This window comes from bacterium (genome assembly GCA_020444065.1).
In the GTDB taxonomy this organism is placed as follows: domain Bacteria; phylum Sumerlaeota; class Sumerlaeia; order SLMS01; family JAHLLQ01; genus JAHLLQ01.
In genome coordinates this window covers 602,329-619,238 of sequence record JAHLLQ010000001.1, presented here as the reverse complement: position 1 = coordinate 619,238, position 16,910 = coordinate 602,329, and the positions used below count along the sequence as shown (strand labels likewise).

Sequence of the window (16,910 nt, the reverse complement as noted above, 5' to 3'; positions counted from 1 at the left end):
GCACTCGCACGGCGGCATGACGCCGGATGGCACGGCGCCGCTTGTCGATCCGAAGTACTCCATGCGCGACGTCACAAAGGACGTTCTCGCGCCGATGTTCAAATTCCCGCCGCTTGGGTGGCACCTTGCCTTTGGTTTTGCCCAGATGGTCTTCATGATCGGCCTCATCGTCGTCGTTATTCAGATGCGGCGAGGCCTTGGTATTCTCGGCATCAATAACCCCGTCGGTTGGGGTATCTACATCACCGACTTCGTTTTCTGGGTCGGTATCGGTCACGCCGGAACGCTAATCTCGGCGATTCTGTTCCTGTTCCGCCAGAAGTGGCGTACGGCGATCAACCGTTCCGCCGAAGCCATGACGATTTTTGCGGTCATGTGCGCGGGCCTCTTTCCACTCCTGCACGTCGGCCGTACGTGGAAGGCCTTCTGGCTGATCCCGTATCCGAACGAACGTCTGCTCTGGGTAAACTTCCGGTCACCGCTTGTCTGGGACGTGTTCGCGGTTTCGACTTACGCGACGATTTCGATGCTGTTCTGGTACACGGGATTGATTCCCGATCTGGCGACGGCTCGCGATCAGGCGAAGAACAAAATCCAAAAGGTGCTCTACGGCACGTTCGCGATGGGATGGACGGGTTCGACACGCGACTGGGCGCACTATGAACGCGCCTATGCACAGTTCGCGTGGTTGGCGACGCCGCTGGTGCTCTCGGTGCACTCGGTCGTTTCGTTCGACTTCGCGACCTCGATGATTCCCGGCTGGCACACGACGATTTTCCCACCGTACTTCGTTGCGGGCGCGATCTTCTCCGGTTTCGGCATGGTGATCACGCTGCTGGTCCCGATGCGCAAGCTCCTCAAACTGGAGCACTACATCACAATGAACCACCTGGATATCTGTAACAAGGTCATCCTGACAACCAGTTGCCTCGTCGGGTATGCCTATATCAGCGAGTTCTTCATCGCATGGTATTCGGAAAACCCCTACGAGCAGGCCCAGTTCCTGTACCGAGCCTTTGGAGCCCACGCCTGGGCGTTCTGGATCATGTTCAGCTGCAATGTCTTCATTCCACAGCTCTTCTGGTCGAGGCGAATTCGACGGAGTCTGGTGGCCATGTTCATCATCTCGATTTTCGTAAACGTCGGGATGTGGTTCGAACGTTTCAATATCTTCATCCTTTCGCTCGAGAAGGACTTCCTGCCGGTCAGTTGGGCCTACTTCAAGCCGACGATGTTCGACATCGGCATGACGCTTGGCTCCTTTGGCTTGTTCTTCACGCTCTTCCTGGCCTTCAGCCGCACGTTGCCGACTCTGGCGATGGCCGAGTTGAAGACCGTTCTTCATAAACCGAATGCAGGCGGTGCCGACCGACGCTTCCAGGTTCTGTCCTGGCCGCGACGCACCGAGCCGGGCAACAAGGAGGGCAGTTGATCATGGCAAAGCTGGTCCTTCCCGCAATTGTTGGATTCTTCGACGATCCGGACAGCCTGATGGAGGCGGCGGCCGAGTGCTCTGGCAACGGCTGGCGCAACCTGGATGCCTACACGCCGTACCCGGTGCATGGACTCGAAGAAGTCATGGGCATTCGTCGCTCGTGGATTCCGAAGGTGGCGCTGGGGGCGTTGTTCACTGGCGCAACGCTGGGTTTCCTGCTGCAGTACTGGACCCATTCGATCGATTGGCCGATCAATGTTGGCGGCAAGCCCTACAACGCCTGGCCCGCATACGTGCCTGTGACCTTTGAAAGTGCCGTGCTCGTGGCCGGCCTGACAACCTTTGCGTGTATCTTCATCTCGTGCCGTCTTTTTCCGAATCCCTTTGTGAAGACGCTTTGCGAAGAGATCACCAACGACCGGTTTGCGCTGGTCGTACCAACGAAGAAAATCGCAAACGACGATGAAGTCGTCAAACTCCTGCAGAGAATGGGTGCCGATGAAATTCGGAAACTACATTAATGGGCTGGCGCTGGCCGCGCTTGTGTTGCTGGTCGTCGGTTGCGACGGACGTCGGGAGACCCGCGAGGTTCTCTTCACGCCCGACATGCATTTCTCGCCCGCGATGAAGGCGCAGGAAGCGGATCCCTTCTCGCCGACCGGCAGTTCCATGCGGATGCCGCCGGAAGGCACTGTGCCCCAGGGCTTCGAGCCCTACACGATCACTGACGCAGAGGCCGATGAACTTGCTTCGAAGTTGCAGAATCCGCTGCCGCGCACATGGGAAGTCATGAAGGCCGGCGAGAAGTACTTCAACATCTACTGCACGCCCTGCCACGGCGAAACGGGCGACGGCATGGGCACCGTGATTACGGCCCAGGCCGGCATGCCAATGCCGCCGTCGCTGTTCAGCGATAAGCTCGTCGACGAGTGGACCGATGGCCGCATCTTCCACGTGATTACGCGCGGACAGGGCAACATGCCTCCGTACGCGTCGCGACTCTCTGCGGATCGCCGATGGGCAGTGATTCACTATGTGCGGGCTCTGCAGCGTGCGGCCCATCCGACGGAAGAAGATCTGGCCCAGGCGGAAGCCCTTGAACCGAAAGAGCCGGCGGGCGGCACCGAGCCGGCCGCGGCAGCTCACTGAGTAAGGATACAGCGAAACGACCCATGCAAGCACACAGTCGCTACATCGCACACGTTGAAGATCCGGGCCCGGTCGGGTTGCCGGCAGGGCTTCGTATGGGGCTCCTGGTGGTTTCGATTCTTGGTGCGCTCGGATGGCTGGCTTCGGCCGCCTCGAACGCGTCGCAGGCCTGGCAGGCGCTTCTTCTCAATTACCTTTTCTTCCTGATGCTTGGCCTCGGCGGGATTGTCTTCACGGCGATTCAATACGTTGCCAGCGCCCGCTGGTCCGTGGCGGTCCGTCGCATCGCGGAGGGAATGTCAGTCTTCGTTCCGGTCGCCTTCGCGTTCTTCCTGATCATCGTACTGTTCGGTTGGGGCGACTTGTACGGCGGCATGCGCGAGGGCGTTCACCTCAGCGCCGCCAAGGCCGTTTACATCAGCCAAGGTGGCGTGATCGTGAAGGGACTGCTCTTCTTCGCCGCTTGGTGCGTGTTCATTTATGTGATTATGAAGAACTCGCTGACGCAGGACAAGAATCGCGATGCAGAGCTCTCCCAGAAGAACATCCGCCTCTCGATCCTCTTCCTGATCGTCTTCGCAGCCTCATTCTCGCTGCACGTCGTTGATCTGCTGATGGCGCTGGAGCCGAAGTGGTTCTCGACCATGTTCGGTGTCTACTGCTTCGCTGGCCTGTTCCTGTCGACCATGTGCGTGATTACGCTGATCACGTTGGCCATGCGTCGGCGCGATACGGTCCGAGGCGCGATCCAATCCCGCCAGCTCTACGACCTTGGCACCTGGATCATGGCGTTCTCCTGTTTCATGGTCTACATCGGCTTTTCGCAGTACATGCTGATCTGGTACGCAAACCTGCCGGAAGAAACCTTCTACATGATCGCCCGCACGCAGAACGGCTGGGAGTTCGTGACGATTCTCCTGCCGCTGCTGAAGTGGATCATCCCTTTCCTCGTTCTGATGCCCCAGCCCTTCCGCGGCAATCCGGTCGTGCTGACGCTCGTCTGCATTGCTGTCCTGGTGGGCCAGTGGATCGACATCTACTGGATGATCTACCCGGTGTTCTCGCGTGAGTCGCCCGTGATTCCGGGCGTCGCCGAGATCGGAGCCTTCCTGGCGATCCTGGGCGTATTCGGCTGGAGCATCGACTGGTTCTATCGCCGCCACTCGGTGCTGCCGATTGGCGATCCGAATCTCGTCTCCAGCGTCAATGGGAGTTACCTGTAATGGCTCACGGAAACGGCAAGCCTGAGAAAACAAATCCCTTTGCCTATTGGCCGGTTCTGCTGATCGGCGTCTTCCTGGTCGCTTACATCTTTGTCTCCGGTCTGATGCGTGGCAGCTACTCCGCCAAGACGACGGACCTCGTCAAAGAAGCCGAGCCGGTGGAGAAGGAAGCCGTCAACGTTCAGGCGTTGGCCGAGCCGACAAAGGAACTGATCGCAATCGGTCGCCAGAAGTTCCAGGTCAACTGCGCCTCCTGCCACGGCGCCGAAGGTCTCGGCGATGGCGACAAGGGCAAGAGCCTGAACCCGCCGCCACGGAACTTCCATGATGCCGACGGTTGGACGAACGGCAAGTCGGTTCTGGATATGTGGCACACGCTCGAGAAGGGCGTACCCGGTACGTCGATGTCCTCATACCAGCTTCTTCCCGCCGAAGATCGGATGGCGATGATCCACTACGTCTCTCAGTGGGTGCCCGATCAGCCGGAGATGACCCCTGAGATGATCGCCGAGCTCCCTGGTGGGAACTCCGGTGGAGGCGGCGGCACGATCCAGCCCGTCCAGACGGCCGACTCCGGGAATCGCATTCCGATTGAACTGGCCATGCGCCAGCTCGTCCAGCCCCCGGCACCTCGCGTCGAGAGCGTCTCAGCGCACGCCGCTGAGAGCAAATCCGCCGGTGCCGAGATTTTTGCAGCAAATTGCGCTTCATGCCATGGAGTGCATGGAGAAGGCGGCAAAGCTGTCGAAGTTCTCACCACCGCGCCGTTTGTTCGCCTGGATGCCCCCGCAATTGCCGGATCAGACGCCTCCTGGACTGAAAATGCGCAGGAATTCGAGGAAATCGTGACGAATGCCGAGCCCGGGAACGTCTGGCACGGTTTCGGTACTCTTTCCGACGAGGATATCGAAATGTTGCACGATTTTTGCCGAAAGATGACTGACGGGAGCTGGTGAGGAGCTTATGAAGAACCGATCCGTGAAAATCTTGTTGGCCGTGGCGCTCATGGCGCTGGCCGGGGGAGCCTACGCCGAGATCAGCGGCGACAATCCCCCGATCACGAACTGGATGACGAATCCGGCCACACCGCTTGCCCGAGAGATCCGCGGCAACGCGCTCTACATCCTCGGGATGACGCTCCCGTATCTCCTGCTTCCGCAGATTCTGTTGGTCTACGCGATCGTGAAGTTCCGCGCTCGCCCGGGCCGGCAGCCGGCGACTTTCCACGACAATGTGAAGCTGGAGGTCTTCTGGACGGTCGTCCCGGCGCTGACGCTCGTGGCGCTGGCGATTCCCTCGTATAAAGTTATCAAGAACATCGAGAATCCGCCCCCTGCTGATCTTCGGATTGAGATCATCGGCCACCAATTCTTCTGGGAGTACCGATATCCCGAGTATGGCGTCGTGATCTCCGACGAGCCGCTGTACGTCCCGGCCGGCAAGAACATTACCGCAGACGTGACCAGCGTGGACGTGAACCACGCGTGGTGGGTCCCGGCTTTTGGCGTGAAGATCGACGCCGTTCCGGGGCGCCTGACCCAGCTCTGGTTCCACATCGATGAGCCGGGCTGGTACGAAGGCCAGTGTGCTGAGCTTTGCGGGTCGTTGCACTCGCAGATGCTGATCGATGTTGAGGCCGTTTCCGAGAAAGAGTTCAACTTCTGGTTGGGTGAGAAGATGAAGGAACTGGAAATCCCGGCGGACGATGAGGCCGAGGAGGCTGAAGTCGCATCCGCCGAGTGAGTGCAGGAGTTACTGAGGAGTTCAAGAGGGTGAGATGAGCAAGGAGCCAGTGCGCGAATGAGCGTAACGATCGATTCACCGCAACAAAACGAAGAGCGCAAACCGACTCGTCATTTCCCCGATGAGCCGCAGCTTCCCGTCACGCGGCCGACCGGGATCCTGAACGTCCTTGGTTCCACGGATCACAAAGTGATCGGCATGATGTATCTGATTCTCGCTCTGGCTTCCGCCTTCATCGGTGGGTCCTTTGCCGGGGCGATTCGCGCGCAGCTCTCCGCCGCGAATCTTGAACTCCTCAAGCCAGAGCTCTTCAATCAGCTCATCACGATGCACGGCTCCGTGATGATCTTCTTCGTGATCATTCCGGCTCTGGCCGGTTTTGGCAATTACCTGGTTCCAATTATGATCGGCGCCCGCGATATGGCTTTCCCGCGACTGAATGCGTTCAGTTTCTGGGTTCTGATTCCTGCGGCTGTTTTGATGTTCACCAGCTTCGCCGTCGACGGCGGAGCCAACGCCGCGGGCTGGACGGCCTATCCGCCGCTCTCGCTGAAGGAATACTCCGGCACGGCCGGCGTCGACATGTGGATCCTCGGCGTGCACCTGGCAGGTCTTTCGTCCATCACCGGTGCGATCAACTTCATCGTGACGATCCTGAACATGCGCGCCCCCGGCATGAACATGATGAAGATGCCACTGTTCTGCTGGGCCTGGCTGGTAAACGCGTGGCTGATCCTGGTCGGTACGCCGGTTCTCTCCGGTGCTGTGACCATGGTTCTGACCGATCGCGCTTTCGGAACGGGATTCTTCAAGCCCGGTCTTGAGGGCGATCCCGTTCTCTACCAGCACCTCTTCTGGTTCTATTCGCACCCCGCCGTGTACATCATGGTTCTGCCCGGCTTCGGCATTATCAGCCATGTGCTGGCGAGTTTCTCTCGCAAGCAGATCTTTGGCTACACCGGCATGGTCTGGGCGCTTGGCGCGATCGGGATCATCGGTTTCCTGGTCTGGGGACATCACATGTTCACGGCCGGCATCTCTCCCGAGATCCGTTTGTACTTCTCCTTCATGACGATGCTGATCGCGTTACCCACAGGCGTGAAGATCTGGTCCTGGCTGGCGACTATCTGGGGCGGAACCATCCGGTTCACGACCGCGATGAAGTTCGCCCTCGGGTTCATCAGTCTCTTCGTGATTGGCGGTATCAGCGGTGTCTTCCTCGCCAACGTTCCGTTCGACGTTCAGGTGCACGACACCTACTTCGTCGTCGCGCACTTCCATTACGTCCTGGTCGGCGGAGCCACGATGGCCCTGTTCGCCGGGTCGTACTTCTGGTTCCCGAAGATGAGCGGTCGCATGCTGAGTGAGAAACTCGGCACGGCCATCTTCTGGCTGTTCTTCTTCGGCATGAACATCACGTTCCTGCCTCTTCACCTGGTTGGTTTGCAGGGCATGGCACGCCGCATCTGGCAGTACCGCCCCGAATTCGAGACGATCAACATGATCTCCTCCATGGGCTACTTGCTGATGCTGGCGGCGGGCATGCTTTTCCTATATTCCATCTTCGAAGCGCTGCGCCGGCCGCGCGACTGCTCGAACGATCCCTGGAACATCAACGACATTCAGAAGTCGCTGGTGTGGGATATCGAGAGTCCGCCGCCTCCGTATAACTTCGCGAAGATTCCCGAGGTACACTGAAGTGACAAACGAAGCACCCCTCAACAGCACCAAATCTCAGGCCTCTCCCGATGGAGGGGCCTCAGGCGTTCCCTCGAAAGCGGAGCGGCGCCTGACCTATGCTTTGTGGGGGCTTCTTGCCTTGCTCTTCCTGTTGGTCCTGGCCGGCGGCACCGTTCGCCTGACCGGCTCCGGACTGTCCATCCCCGAATGGCCGATTATCTACTACGGTGAGAACAAGACGGACGGCAGCGTCTTACCGCCGCATAGCGACGCTGCCTGGCAGACCGCCTACGAGACGTACCATCACGAGGTCATTCACAAGCACCGCCCCGGGGAATGGATCTCCATGGGGCAGTTCAAGCGTGAGTTCTGGACCGAGTACACGCATCGCGCCATCGCCGCGTTCTTTGGATTCCTGTTCCTGGGCACGTTGATCTGGACGTTTACCAATCCAACGCTGCGCCATCGAGTGGGTGGTTTGTTCATCGGGGCGATTGTCGTGCTGATCCTCCAGATCATTCTCGGCGGGACCGTCGTGAGGACGCACACGCCGGCGCTAATGGTGGCGTTCCACCTCAGCACGGCATTTGTCTTTGTGGCCTTGATCCTTTGGGCACAGCTTCGTCTGCACTTGGCGCCGGGGGAGAAGAAACCCGCCGTGGCGCCACGACTGACCAAACTGGCGTGGATCGTCCTTGCACTTGCCTTCCTGCAGATATTCTCCGGCGGCATCGTTGCGAAGACTCATGCCGGAAAGCACTACAACACGTGGCCTATGATGGGTGAGCAGCTTGTGCCGGTGCACGCACTGTGGGACACGGAATTCGATCAACCCATCCGAAATCTCACCGAGAACATCGTCCTCATTCAGTTTTTCCACCGCTGGTTCGCATTCCTGGTGCTTATCGGTGTGGCTGTGCTCGTAACGAAGTCGCTTGGCCAGCCGCTGACTAGAAGCGGCCGATGGGTCACCAGGGCTCTCGCGACGGTCACCGTACTGCAGATCTTGATCGGAATCTTCACTTTGTTGGAGGCCGTTCCCTATAGGCTCGGCATCCTTCATTTAGGGACCGGACTGGTACTCTTCCTGCTCCTTGTAGTCATGGTCTTCGAAATTCGGCACAACCACGCCATTCTGGCGTTTGAAACGGAGAAGGCTCAGGAGACCGGGAAGGCAGGAGTAAACATTGAGCAGCCTGCGTGATTATCTGAAGCTGACCAAGCCCACGATTGTGCTCTTGGTTCTGATCACCGGCGCGACGGGTCTGGTGATGGAGGGTTCCCTCGTCTCTCAGCCCATCCCGTTCCTGATCGTCATGGTGGCGTTGTTCGCAACAGCGGGCTGCGCCAACGCCTTGAACCAGTACTTCGAGCGCGAGATCGACGCGCAGATGCCGCGGACCGCAAAGAAGCGCCCGCTGCCATCGGGACGACTGAAACCCGGCCAGGCGCTGGCCTTCGCCGTTGGCATTGGCATCCTGGGCGTGGCGCTCTTCGCGATTTTCTTCAACTGGCTCAGCGCCGCCCTCGCCCTGGCGACGATCCTTTTCTACGGCCTCTTCTACACGCTCTACCTCAAGCCTCGCACGCACTTGAACATCGTTATCGGCGGAGCCGCCGGAGCCATGGGGCCCGTGATTGCATGGGCCGCCGCGACGGATGGACTGCACCTGACACCCTGGCTTCTGTTCCTCGTGATCTTCTTCTGGACACCGCCGCATTTCTGGGCGCTGGCCTATTGCCTGAAGGAAGAGTACACTAAGGTCCAGTACCCAATGTTGCCGAACGTGAAAGGCGACACGGAGACTCTTCGTCAAATCTTCATCTACACCGTTCTGATGATTGGGATCACGCTGCTGCTGTGGTTCAGCGGCGTTGGTTTGCTCTACATCGGCGCAGCGATTGTACTCGGCGGCTTCTTCCTGTGGAAGGCAGTCCGGGTGATGCGCCGCCGCGAGCGTCGCGAAGCCTGGGGCCTGTTCGGCTACTCGATCGTCTATCTGCTGCTGCTGTTTGTGGTCATGATGGTCGATGCCGCGTGGACCGTTCGCCCGTGGATGAATCAGTAGGAGACTGCGATGAGCGTTCATGACAGATCAGAAGAGCGCGTCGAATCCTACAACTGGGATGAGGCCGAAGCGCGCGCTGAACGCATGCGTTCGATGAGCAATGGCAAGATGTTGCTCATTCTGGCCGTACTGGGCATTGGAATGTTCGGATTCGCCTTCGCGAATATCCCGCTGTTCGGATTGGTTTGCGAGAAACTGGGATTCTCGCAGAACCCCAACTCGGCGGCCGTCGGAATGGAAGAAGGCACCTCGGACCGCGACGTTCAAGTGCTCTTCATGGGGAATGTGATGGGGACGTTGCCAGTGACTTTCCGCCCGGACAGCCGAACCATGAAGGTCCAACTGGGCGAGCAGAGTCTGAACGATTATTACTTCACCAACATGGCGGACCGCACGGTATACTTCCGCCCGGTTCACAGCATTCGACCTACCGAGGCCGCGGTGAAGTTCAGCCTGAGCAAGTGCTTCTGCTTCGACGATCAGAAGCTGGAACCGCGGCAGCGAGTTTCGCTGCCGGTAGTCTTCAAGCTTTCGACTGAACTGCCGGAGGACGTCGACACAGTGACGCTGAATTACACGCTCTTCGAGATCGACGAGAAGGACTACAACCCCGGCGGGGGGAGTAAAGAATGACTTACCTGGAGGGAGAAAAGGGAAACGCGCCGGAGCAGGATCGGCGCACGGCGGAAATCGAGGAGCGCCAGCGCAGGCGCAACCGGATCTTCTTGATCGGTCTTGTTGTGCTCGTGCTGGTCCTGGCGATTTCTTCTTACTGGCTGATGAACAACTATTACGATCCCTACCTTGCGTCGCGCTCGCGCGTACATTGAGCAGGGACGGAGCAAACACGATCCAGGACTGAATGATGACGATTGATACCGCACATGCCCCGGTTATCGGCGATGTTCCGAAGAATGAGAAGCTGACCCCGAGCGAACTGCATCACGTCGAGGCTCACCACGACGTGCCACCGGAAGCGCACTCGCCGGCTCCCAGCTACTGGCCGATCTTCCTGGCTCTTGCGATGGGACTCCTGCCGGGCAGTGCCGTCCTTTTCCTGTGGGGCGGTCCGGGAACGCAGATGATCGCCTGGGCGATGTTGATCGGCGGTCTGGCGTTGGCGGGCGTCCCGCTGATGGGATGGTGCCACGCCGTGATTCGCGACAAGTGGCACGGTCACTTCATCCAGGAGGCGCAGTTCGCCGATCTGGCAACGGGTACGCTGCTCTTCTTCATTTCGGAGCTCGCGATCTTCGGGTCCATCTTCGCCTACTATTTCACCTATCGCCTCCAGGTCGCCAAGGAATGGCCGCTCCCTGGGACGCCTGACATCAAGCACCACCTTGCGTTGCCCGCGATCGCGACTTTGATCCTGATGACCAGTTCCATCACGGCAGAGTTCGCGCACAAGTCCCTCATCCGCGGACGCCGCGGCCTCTCGAAGAGTTGGTTCCTCCTCACCCTCGGCCTGGGCGTTGTCTTCCTTGGCATGCAAGGCTACGAGTGGGGCTGGATGATCAACTTCGACGGCTTCACCGTCTCGACGAACACCTTTGGCACGATCTTCTACATCCTGACCGGCTTCCACGCGATGCACGTTATGGTCGGCATCGTGATGCTGTTGCTCGTCTATGCGCGGCTGGAGATGGGACACTACTCGAAGAAACGCCACTTCTCCATCAACGCGGCGTCGTGGTACTGGCACCTCGTCGACGTCGTGTGGGTGTTCCTGTTCTTCACTGTTTATTTGATCTGATTTCCGGGGACTGCAGGTGAGACGAAAGCGCGTCTCGCCTAATCCTCCGCCTTGCCGCCCTTTGCCATCAGGACGATCCTCGGCTGGAACTTCGCCACGATCTCCACGAGATCCTTCTGTGCAGCCATGACTTCGTCGATCGACTTGTAGGCCTGTGGCGATTCGTCGATCCCTGCAGCCATCAGCTCCACTCCCCGATCGGCGAGGTATCGCCGCATGTCCGCGCCGCTGATGCTGTTCTTCGCGGCCTTCCGACTCATCCGACGCCCAGCACCATGCGCGGCCGAATTCAGGCTCTTCGCGTTTCCGCGACCCCGCACTACATAGCCCGCATCCGCCATCGATCCCGGAATCACGCCCAGCACACCCGCGCCCGCCGGCGTCGCGCCCTTTCGATGCACGACCAGCGATTCGCCGCGATGTTCCTCAAGCCACGCGAAGTTGTGGTGGTTTTCGATCTGCACGATAGGCTTCAGCCCCGCGGCCTGCAGCACGAACCGATGGATCAGGTCGTGATTTGCCGACGCGTACTTGCCGGCCAACTCCATGCACTTCCAGTACTCTTCGCCCGCAGGCGAACGCAGCGCCAGCCACGCCAGGTGCTTCGCTTCCTTTGGCAGCGGGCACTTCTCCATCGCGATCCGCGTGTAGTTGCGTGCGATCTCTGCTCCGAACCCGCGCGAACCGGAGTGCGACAGCAGCGCCAGGTAACGCCCGGCCTCAAGACCCAGATCGGAATGGTCGAGGCTCAATTCGCCCCACTCGACGAAGTGATTGCCCGAGCCGGATGTGCCGAGTTGCTCCCACGCCTTGTCCTTCATCGCGCGAATGAATGGCGGAACGTTCTTCCAATCATCTTCATCCATCACCGCATGGTTGCGCCGGTCATCCCGACGGAACGCAGCGCCGATTCCGAAACGCGTTTCCGCAGAGAGTGCCCGCTTCAGCTTTTCGCGCCAGCCACCGATGCGATCGGACGAAACATCCACGACCGATAGCTTCATGCGGCACGCAATGTCCACCCCGACGGCGTATGGAATTACAGCGCCACGCGTCGCAAGGACTCCGCCGATCGGCAGACCATAGCCCACATGCCCGTCCGGCATCTGCGCGCCGGCCACAGCGACGGGCAAACGGCACGCCCGGTTCATCTGCTGCAACGTCTGGTCGTCCAGCCCACTGCGTCCCCAATAAGCACACGGCACCGGATCGACAAGTTGATGCCCGCCCGCGAGCGCCGCCGATTCCTCCGCCTCTTCCGCCATTTGCAGAAAGATGTCCGCCAACTCGCCGTAGATCGGATCGCCCTGCCACGATTGCGGATCGCTGCGCACGGACTGCAGCGCCGTCAGGATGCGGCTCTTCGGAAAGCCCTCCTGCTTCGCCGCCCCCGCCGCCTTCAGCGCCGCACTGAACGCCGGTCCGGGCTCCCAACCCAGTCGTTTGATATCTTTGCCCTTTACTGCCATTTCACTTACCGAATGCTGGAATCTTTGTCCTGTTTGGGACGGCAGGGACAGTAGTCGAAGTGGAATCCGTTTGTCACGAAGGAATCGCGCCCCCGACACGAATGGGCTTTTCCATTGAAGCCCGTCGGGCCCGCGGGCAAGGAGTTGGCCGGTTGATCGGAGGAGCATCGTGACGTCGAAACCCATTGCGATTATTGGCGCCGGCATTGCCGGACTGGCGGCGGCTGTGGAGTTGGGCCGCGCGGGTCTGCGCGCCCTCATGATCGATCGCGATCGCGTGCCCGGCGGGCGCATGACGAGTTACAGGGGCGACGGTTGGACGGTCGATACCGGCTGTCCGTTCTTTCGGCTCAGCGACCACACGCTGCTTCAGATCATCCGACGTATTGGCATGGGGACGGAGACGTTGGCGCTGCAGGATGCCGTCGGTCGCTTGACCGCGGAGGGCAAGATCGAGCGCTCTGCAGAGGGCTTCGGCGGGAACCGCGTCGCACTGCGGGACGGCATGATCAGCCTCTTCCGCCGCTGGGAGCGCGAAGTCCCGTTCATCGGCGGCGTCGACGTCGGAGCCATTCGCTGGTCCACGTCGAGCCACGCGTTCTTGCTCCGCGACGTGCGCACCGGGCGCGTCGTGCGCGAGCCAAAGACCTTCGAGCGACTGGAAGCGGGCGGCGTTGTTCTGGCCGTGCCCGGGCCCGAAGCGCGCCGCATTTCCGAAAACAGTCGCGTGTTGGCGCCGCTGGCTCCGTATCTCGAACATGTCCGATACATGCGCGCGCTGTCGGCGATCTTCCGCATTCCGCGCATCGATCCAGGGTTCTACGCGTTAGCGGGGGAGGAAGGCGCCCCGTTGGCCTGGATGGCGTTCGAGGAGCGCAAAGTCGGCGGCCGTACCATGGGCGATTCCTCCGTTCTGCTCGCGCGCCCCGGCCAGAAACTGCTCGAAGATGTTTTTGCAGCGAGCGACACCGACGCTTTGGAGCGCATCTACGCCACCTGCCGCCGGATTCTTCCCGATCTTGCCGCGCAGCCGTTGGAGAGCATCTTGGTGCGCTGGAATCACGCCGTGCCCGTGAAGGATGCCGACGTTCGTATTGGTCGCGGCGGCATTCCGACGGAGCCCCTTGGGCTGCCGATTGCCCTGGCGGGCGACTTCACAGCCGGTCCGCGCGCTGAATTCGCCGCCCAGTCCGGCGTAGCCGCCGCGCGGGAAATCCTTCGCCGGCTGAAGGCCTGACGCCTCTCCCACGGTTTTTCCTGTCATCCCCGCTCCTCTCCTTGCCTGACCGCAGGCGGATTCCCACAATCCGCCCGACTTGACGAATGGGGGTACGACCGCATCGTGATTGCACGCCAGCCCGCACTTCTCGTCCTCGAGGATGGAACCGTCTTCAACGCCCGCAGCGTCACCGGCGACATCGACGCCTGCGCCGAGTTCGTCTTCAACACCGCCATGACCGGCTACCAGGAAATCCTGACCGATCCGTCGTACTACGGTCAGGCGGTTGTGATGACCTATCCGTTGATCGGCAACACGGGCGTGAACCGCGAGGACATCGAGAGCTCGGCCGCACGGCCGTGGGTATCGGGATTCGTGATGCGCGAACTCACCCCGCTGGCGTCCAACTGGCGCATGAACCAATCGCTGGACGCGTACCTCCGGGAAGCCGGCATTCCCGCCATTGACGGAGTCGATACGCGGGCACTCGTCTTTCATCTGCGCGAGCATGGTGCGCTGCGCGGATGCATTTCCACGACGTGCAAGGACACCGAAGAGCTGCAGCGCCGCGCGCAGGCACATCCCTCGATCGATGGCACGGACCTGACGCAATTGGTCACGCGTTCCGCGGTGGCCGAGTACGAACCGGAGCCCGACGATGCTAATCGCGACCGTCCTGTTCGACACGTTGCAGCGATCGACTTCGGCATGAAGGAGAACATCCGCCGAATGCTGCAGCGCCAGAATTTCAAGGTCACAGTGCTACCCGCGACGGCGACGGCCGCGGATGTGATGGCGACGAAGCCCGACGGCTTGTTCGTTTCAAACGGTCCCGGCGATCCGGCCGCCGTGACGGGCGGAATCGCCACCGTGCGTGAGCTCGCCGTGGAGCAGAAGCTCCCTACCTTCGGCATCTGCCTCGGTCACCAGATTCTCGGTCTCGCGCTCGGAGGACGCAGCGAACGGCTGCGCTTCGGCCATCACGGCGCGAATCATCCCGTGAAAGACATGCGAACCGGCGCGATCGAGATCACTTCGCAGAACCACAACTACGTTGTCGATCCAAAGAGCCTCGACGAAAGCGACATCGAGATCACGCACGTGAACCTGAATGACGATTCGCTCGAAGGCTTCGCACACCGCCGTCTGCCGATCTTCGCGATCCAGTACCACCCCGAAGCCGCCCCCGGCCCGCACGACAGTTGGTATTTGTTCGAGCGCTTCCGGGAGAAGCTAGTGGCTAGTGGCTAGTGGCAAGTGGCGAGTGGCGGGTGGCGAGTGGCGAGTAGTACGTAGCACAAGGAATCTTCTCCCTCCTGATTGACGCTCTGCCTTTCGGCGTGGCTTACTCCTCGCGATTCTCGACGGAGGTTGCGCCATGACGCCCGAAGAAGCCCGCCAGTTGATGCACGAATGGACCGAAAGCGAAGCCCTTCGCGTTCACATGGAGAGCGTCGCCGCCTGCATGGCTGCCTACGCCAATCGCATGAACCCCGAGGAGCGCGATCGCTGGATCGTCTGCGGACTGCTGCACGATTTCGACTACGAAAAACACCCGACCGCCGCGGAACATCCCTTCGTCGGCGTCAAGCACCTCGAATCGATCGGGATGGATCGCGAAACGCTCGATGCCATCCTGGGGCATGCAGAATACACCGGTGTGCAGCGCGAATCGCTGATGGCCCAGTCGCTTTACGCCGTCGATGAACTCGCCGGCTTCATCGTGGCCTGCTGCAAAGTCCGCCCCGACGGCATCGAATCGCTCGCGCCAAAGAGCGTGAAGAAGAAGCTGAAGGACAAGAGCTTCGCCGCTGCCGTCGACCGCGCCTCGATCCAGCACGGCGCCGAAGCCCTCGGCGTCGACATCACCGAACACATCCAGACCTGCATCGACGCCATGCGCGCCGAGAAGGAACGACTAGGCCTCTAGCCCGGGAGCGCCGGCGTCTCGCCGGCACTGCTTCCCTATAAGCCGATTGGATTTGCAGATGAAGGAAGTTGTGGTGACGCATTTGATTATGAGGCCTAGTAAGGGCCTGTCGTTGGTATGCAATTGAAAGGCAGGGTGCAAGAGTGGAACAGGTTGACTTGACCTTCAAAACAGGAAAAGGAAATCTCAATATTAGGGTTGGAGCAATTATAATTGATGACGGCAAGTTGCTCATGGTTAAGGATACTTCACCATACTTCTATTCTGTTGGTGGACGAGTCAGGATAAATGAAACATCGGAAGAGGCAGTAGTTAGAGAGGTTCTTGAAGAGACAGGTCTCGAACTGGAGATTGATAGGCTTGGGTTTATCCATGAGAATCTCTTCAAGGAAGATCTTACTGAAGAACAATTTCATGAGATTACCTTCTTCTACTACATGAAAAACAGAGGTGATGTGAAACCCAAATTCACATCATTTGCGGAAGCAGGAGTGGAAGTTAGTCTGCATTGGATTCCTCTGGAAGAAGTCTCAGGTACATACTTGTATCCGGAATTCTTCAAAACCATGCTGGATTCCAAATCCGACAAAATCGAGCATGTTATAACAAAACAAGTAGCAGCGCATCCATTTGAATAGCTGATGCTGGAATGCCCCAGGGGAAGCAGTTGTCTCTCACTCAGCCATCTCCCGTCCGCACCTCAGCCACGCCGCCCTCGTCGTCGAGCGCCACAAAGATGAAGTAGGACAGACTCCCCATCAATGCCTCGTCTTCGTCCTTCGGGCGCATGGCGAAGATCAGTACTCCATCTTCCTCCGAGACTTCGCTGAAGACCGCAACTTGATTGCGGGCAACCTCCTTGGTCATGCCAACACGGATCCTCTCTGCCTGAGCAAGAAACTCAGCAGGTGGAATCGGAAACGCTGCCTGGTGCGTATGGCGCACCCATAAGAATGCGATCGCAAAGAGGAGCGAGAGGAGGAGCACGGCCACTGCAATGCGGAGTCTTGTCCGTCTCATTTACGTTTCTCCAGATTCGTGCGGTTGCGTCTTAGTTAACTTGCAGAGTTGGCGGAAGATCGAAGACAACGTGTCCCATCGAAATGCAGCAATCAAGAGCCCGATCCAGATAAGTACAAAGATGCTCCAGAAGTGCCAGGCGGGTGCATCCGGGATCGACAAGAAAACCTCTGGGATCGTTAATGTAAACTCTCCTCCCGGAATCCCTCGGACCTGC

At 59.5% G+C, this 16,910-nt stretch carries 18 protein-coding genes; 16 read left to right on the top strand and 2 right to left on the bottom strand.

Going from position 1 to position 16,910, the window contains the following annotated elements:
* Positions 1-16 precede the first annotated feature (16 nt).
* From nrfD to KQI84_02235, 12 genes are read left to right on the top strand one after another with little or no spacing between them, the layout of a single operon-like run.
* Positions 17-1,432, top strand: a complete 1,416-nt coding sequence (gene nrfD / locus KQI84_02290; protein MCB2153690.1) for a polysulfide reductase NrfD — start codon at positions 17-19, stop codon at positions 1,430-1,432.
* 2 nt (positions 1,433-1,434) lie between these two features.
* Positions 1,435-1,956 carry a DUF3341 domain-containing protein gene (locus KQI84_02285; GenBank protein MCB2153689.1) on the top strand — a complete coding sequence of 174 codons (522 nt, stop codon included), beginning with the start codon at positions 1,435-1,437 and terminating at the stop codon, positions 1,954-1,956.
* Complete coding sequence (locus KQI84_02280) at positions 1,934-2,584, top strand: cytochrome c (GenBank protein MCB2153688.1); 651 nt, start codon at positions 1,934-1,936, stop codon at positions 2,582-2,584. The genes KQI84_02285 and KQI84_02280 overlap by 23 nt, the downstream gene beginning before the upstream one ends.
* Positions 2,585-2,607: 23 nt before the next feature.
* A complete protein-coding gene (locus KQI84_02275) occupies positions 2,608-3,807 on the top strand; it encodes a hypothetical protein (protein MCB2153687.1) in 1,200 nt (399 codons plus the stop codon).
* Positions 3,807-4,763, top strand: a complete 957-nt coding sequence (locus KQI84_02270; protein ID MCB2153686.1) for a c-type cytochrome — start codon at positions 3,807-3,809, stop codon at positions 4,761-4,763. The genes KQI84_02275 and KQI84_02270 overlap by 1 nt, the downstream gene beginning before the upstream one ends.
* Before the next feature lie 22 nt (positions 4,764-4,785).
* Positions 4,786-5,550, top strand: a complete 765-nt coding sequence (coxB, locus tag KQI84_02265) for a cytochrome c oxidase subunit II (GenBank protein ID MCB2153685.1) — start codon at positions 4,786-4,788, stop codon at positions 5,548-5,550.
* A gap of 57 nt (positions 5,551-5,607) precedes the next feature.
* The gene (gene ctaD, locus KQI84_02260; protein ID MCB2153684.1) at positions 5,608-7,248 is read left to right on the top strand and encodes a cytochrome c oxidase subunit I; all 1,641 of its coding nucleotides are present in this window, start codon (positions 5,608-5,610) and stop codon (positions 7,246-7,248) included.
* A gap of 1 nt (position 7,249) precedes the next feature.
* Positions 7,250-8,434, top strand: coding sequence for a COX15/CtaA family protein (locus KQI84_02255; protein ID MCB2153683.1), 1,185 nt, complete (start codon positions 7,250-7,252; stop codon positions 8,432-8,434).
* The gene (locus KQI84_02250) at positions 8,418-9,299 is read left to right on the top strand and encodes a heme o synthase (protein ID MCB2153682.1); all 882 of its coding nucleotides are present in this window, start codon (positions 8,418-8,420) and stop codon (positions 9,297-9,299) included. Before KQI84_02255 ends, KQI84_02250 begins: the two co-directional genes overlap by 17 nt.
* A 9-nt stretch (positions 9,300-9,308) precedes the next feature.
* Entirely contained in the window at positions 9,309-9,932 is a 624-nt protein-coding gene (locus KQI84_02245; protein MCB2153681.1) for a cytochrome c oxidase assembly protein, read from the top strand.
* Positions 9,929-10,129, top strand: a complete 201-nt coding sequence (locus KQI84_02240; GenBank protein MCB2153680.1) for a hypothetical protein — start codon at positions 9,929-9,931, stop codon at positions 10,127-10,129. The genes KQI84_02245 and KQI84_02240 overlap by 4 nt, the downstream gene beginning before the upstream one ends.
* A gap of 32 nt (positions 10,130-10,161) precedes the next feature.
* A complete protein-coding gene (locus KQI84_02235) occupies positions 10,162-11,055 on the top strand; it encodes a cytochrome c oxidase subunit 3 (GenBank protein ID MCB2153679.1) in 894 nt (297 codons plus the stop codon).
* A 38-nt stretch (positions 11,056-11,093) separates the two neighbouring features.
* Here the strand turns inward: KQI84_02235 and KQI84_02230 are convergent, their stop codons facing one another.
* On the bottom strand, positions 11,094-12,524 hold the full coding sequence (locus KQI84_02230) for an RtcB family protein (GenBank protein ID MCB2153678.1): 1,431 nt from the start codon (positions 12,522-12,524) through the stop codon (positions 11,094-11,096).
* Between the two features lie 169 nt (positions 12,525-12,693).
* Here KQI84_02230 and KQI84_02225 point away from each other — a divergent pair, with 169 nt between their 5' ends.
* From KQI84_02225 to KQI84_02210, 4 genes are all read left to right on the top strand, one after another.
* Positions 12,694-13,761, top strand: coding sequence for an FAD-dependent oxidoreductase (locus KQI84_02225; GenBank protein MCB2153677.1), 1,068 nt, complete (start codon positions 12,694-12,696; stop codon positions 13,759-13,761).
* 105 nt (positions 13,762-13,866) lie between these two features.
* On the top strand, positions 13,867-14,994 hold the full coding sequence (carA, locus tag KQI84_02220) for a glutamine-hydrolyzing carbamoyl-phosphate synthase small subunit (protein ID MCB2153676.1): 1,128 nt from the start codon (positions 13,867-13,869) through the stop codon (positions 14,992-14,994).
* A 127-nt stretch (positions 14,995-15,121) separates the two neighbouring features.
* Positions 15,122-15,673, top strand: a complete 552-nt coding sequence (locus tag KQI84_02215; protein ID MCB2153675.1) for an HAD family hydrolase — start codon at positions 15,122-15,124, stop codon at positions 15,671-15,673.
* A gap of 143 nt (positions 15,674-15,816) precedes the next feature.
* On the top strand, positions 15,817-16,311 hold the full coding sequence (locus tag KQI84_02210; protein ID MCB2153674.1) for an NUDIX domain-containing protein: 495 nt from the start codon (positions 15,817-15,819) through the stop codon (positions 16,309-16,311).
* A gap of 40 nt (positions 16,312-16,351) precedes the next feature.
* Here KQI84_02210 and KQI84_02205 read toward each other — a convergent pair whose 3' ends face one another.
* Entirely contained in the window at positions 16,352-16,693 is a 342-nt protein-coding gene (locus KQI84_02205; GenBank protein MCB2153673.1) for a hypothetical protein, read from the bottom strand.
* Positions 16,694-16,910: the final 217 nt, after the last annotated feature.

Coding starts and splice junctions, on each gene's coding strand:
- nrfD (MCB2153690.1), top strand. CDS start 17: ATGACGCCGGATGGCACGGCGCCGCTTGTCGATCCGAAGTACTCCATG.
- KQI84_02275 (MCB2153687.1), top strand. CDS start 2,608: ATGCAAGCACACAGTCGCTACATCGCACACGTTGAAGATCCGGGCCCG.
- KQI84_02270 (MCB2153686.1), top strand. CDS start 3,807: ATGGCTCACGGAAACGGCAAGCCTGAGAAAACAAATCCCTTTGCCTAT.
- ctaD (MCB2153684.1), top strand. CDS start 5,608: ATGAGCGTAACGATCGATTCACCGCAACAAAACGAAGAGCGCAAACCG.
- KQI84_02205 (MCB2153673.1), bottom strand. CDS start 16,693: ATGAGACGGACAAGACTCCGCATTGCAGTGGCCGTGCTCCTCCTCTCG.
- KQI84_02215 (MCB2153675.1), top strand. CDS start 15,122: ATGACGCCCGAAGAAGCCCGCCAGTTGATGCACGAATGGACCGAAAGC.
- KQI84_02280 (MCB2153688.1), top strand. CDS start 1,934: ATGAAATTCGGAAACTACATTAATGGGCTGGCGCTGGCCGCGCTTGTG.
- KQI84_02285 (MCB2153689.1), top strand. CDS start 1,435: ATGGCAAAGCTGGTCCTTCCCGCAATTGTTGGATTCTTCGACGATCCG.
- KQI84_02245 (MCB2153681.1), top strand. CDS start 9,309: ATGAGCGTTCATGACAGATCAGAAGAGCGCGTCGAATCCTACAACTGG.
- KQI84_02230 (MCB2153678.1), bottom strand. CDS start 12,524: ATGGCAGTAAAGGGCAAAGATATCAAACGACTGGGTTGGGAGCCCGGA.
- KQI84_02240 (MCB2153680.1), top strand. CDS start 9,929: ATGACTTACCTGGAGGGAGAAAAGGGAAACGCGCCGGAGCAGGATCGG.
- KQI84_02235 (MCB2153679.1), top strand. CDS start 10,162: ATGATGACGATTGATACCGCACATGCCCCGGTTATCGGCGATGTTCCG.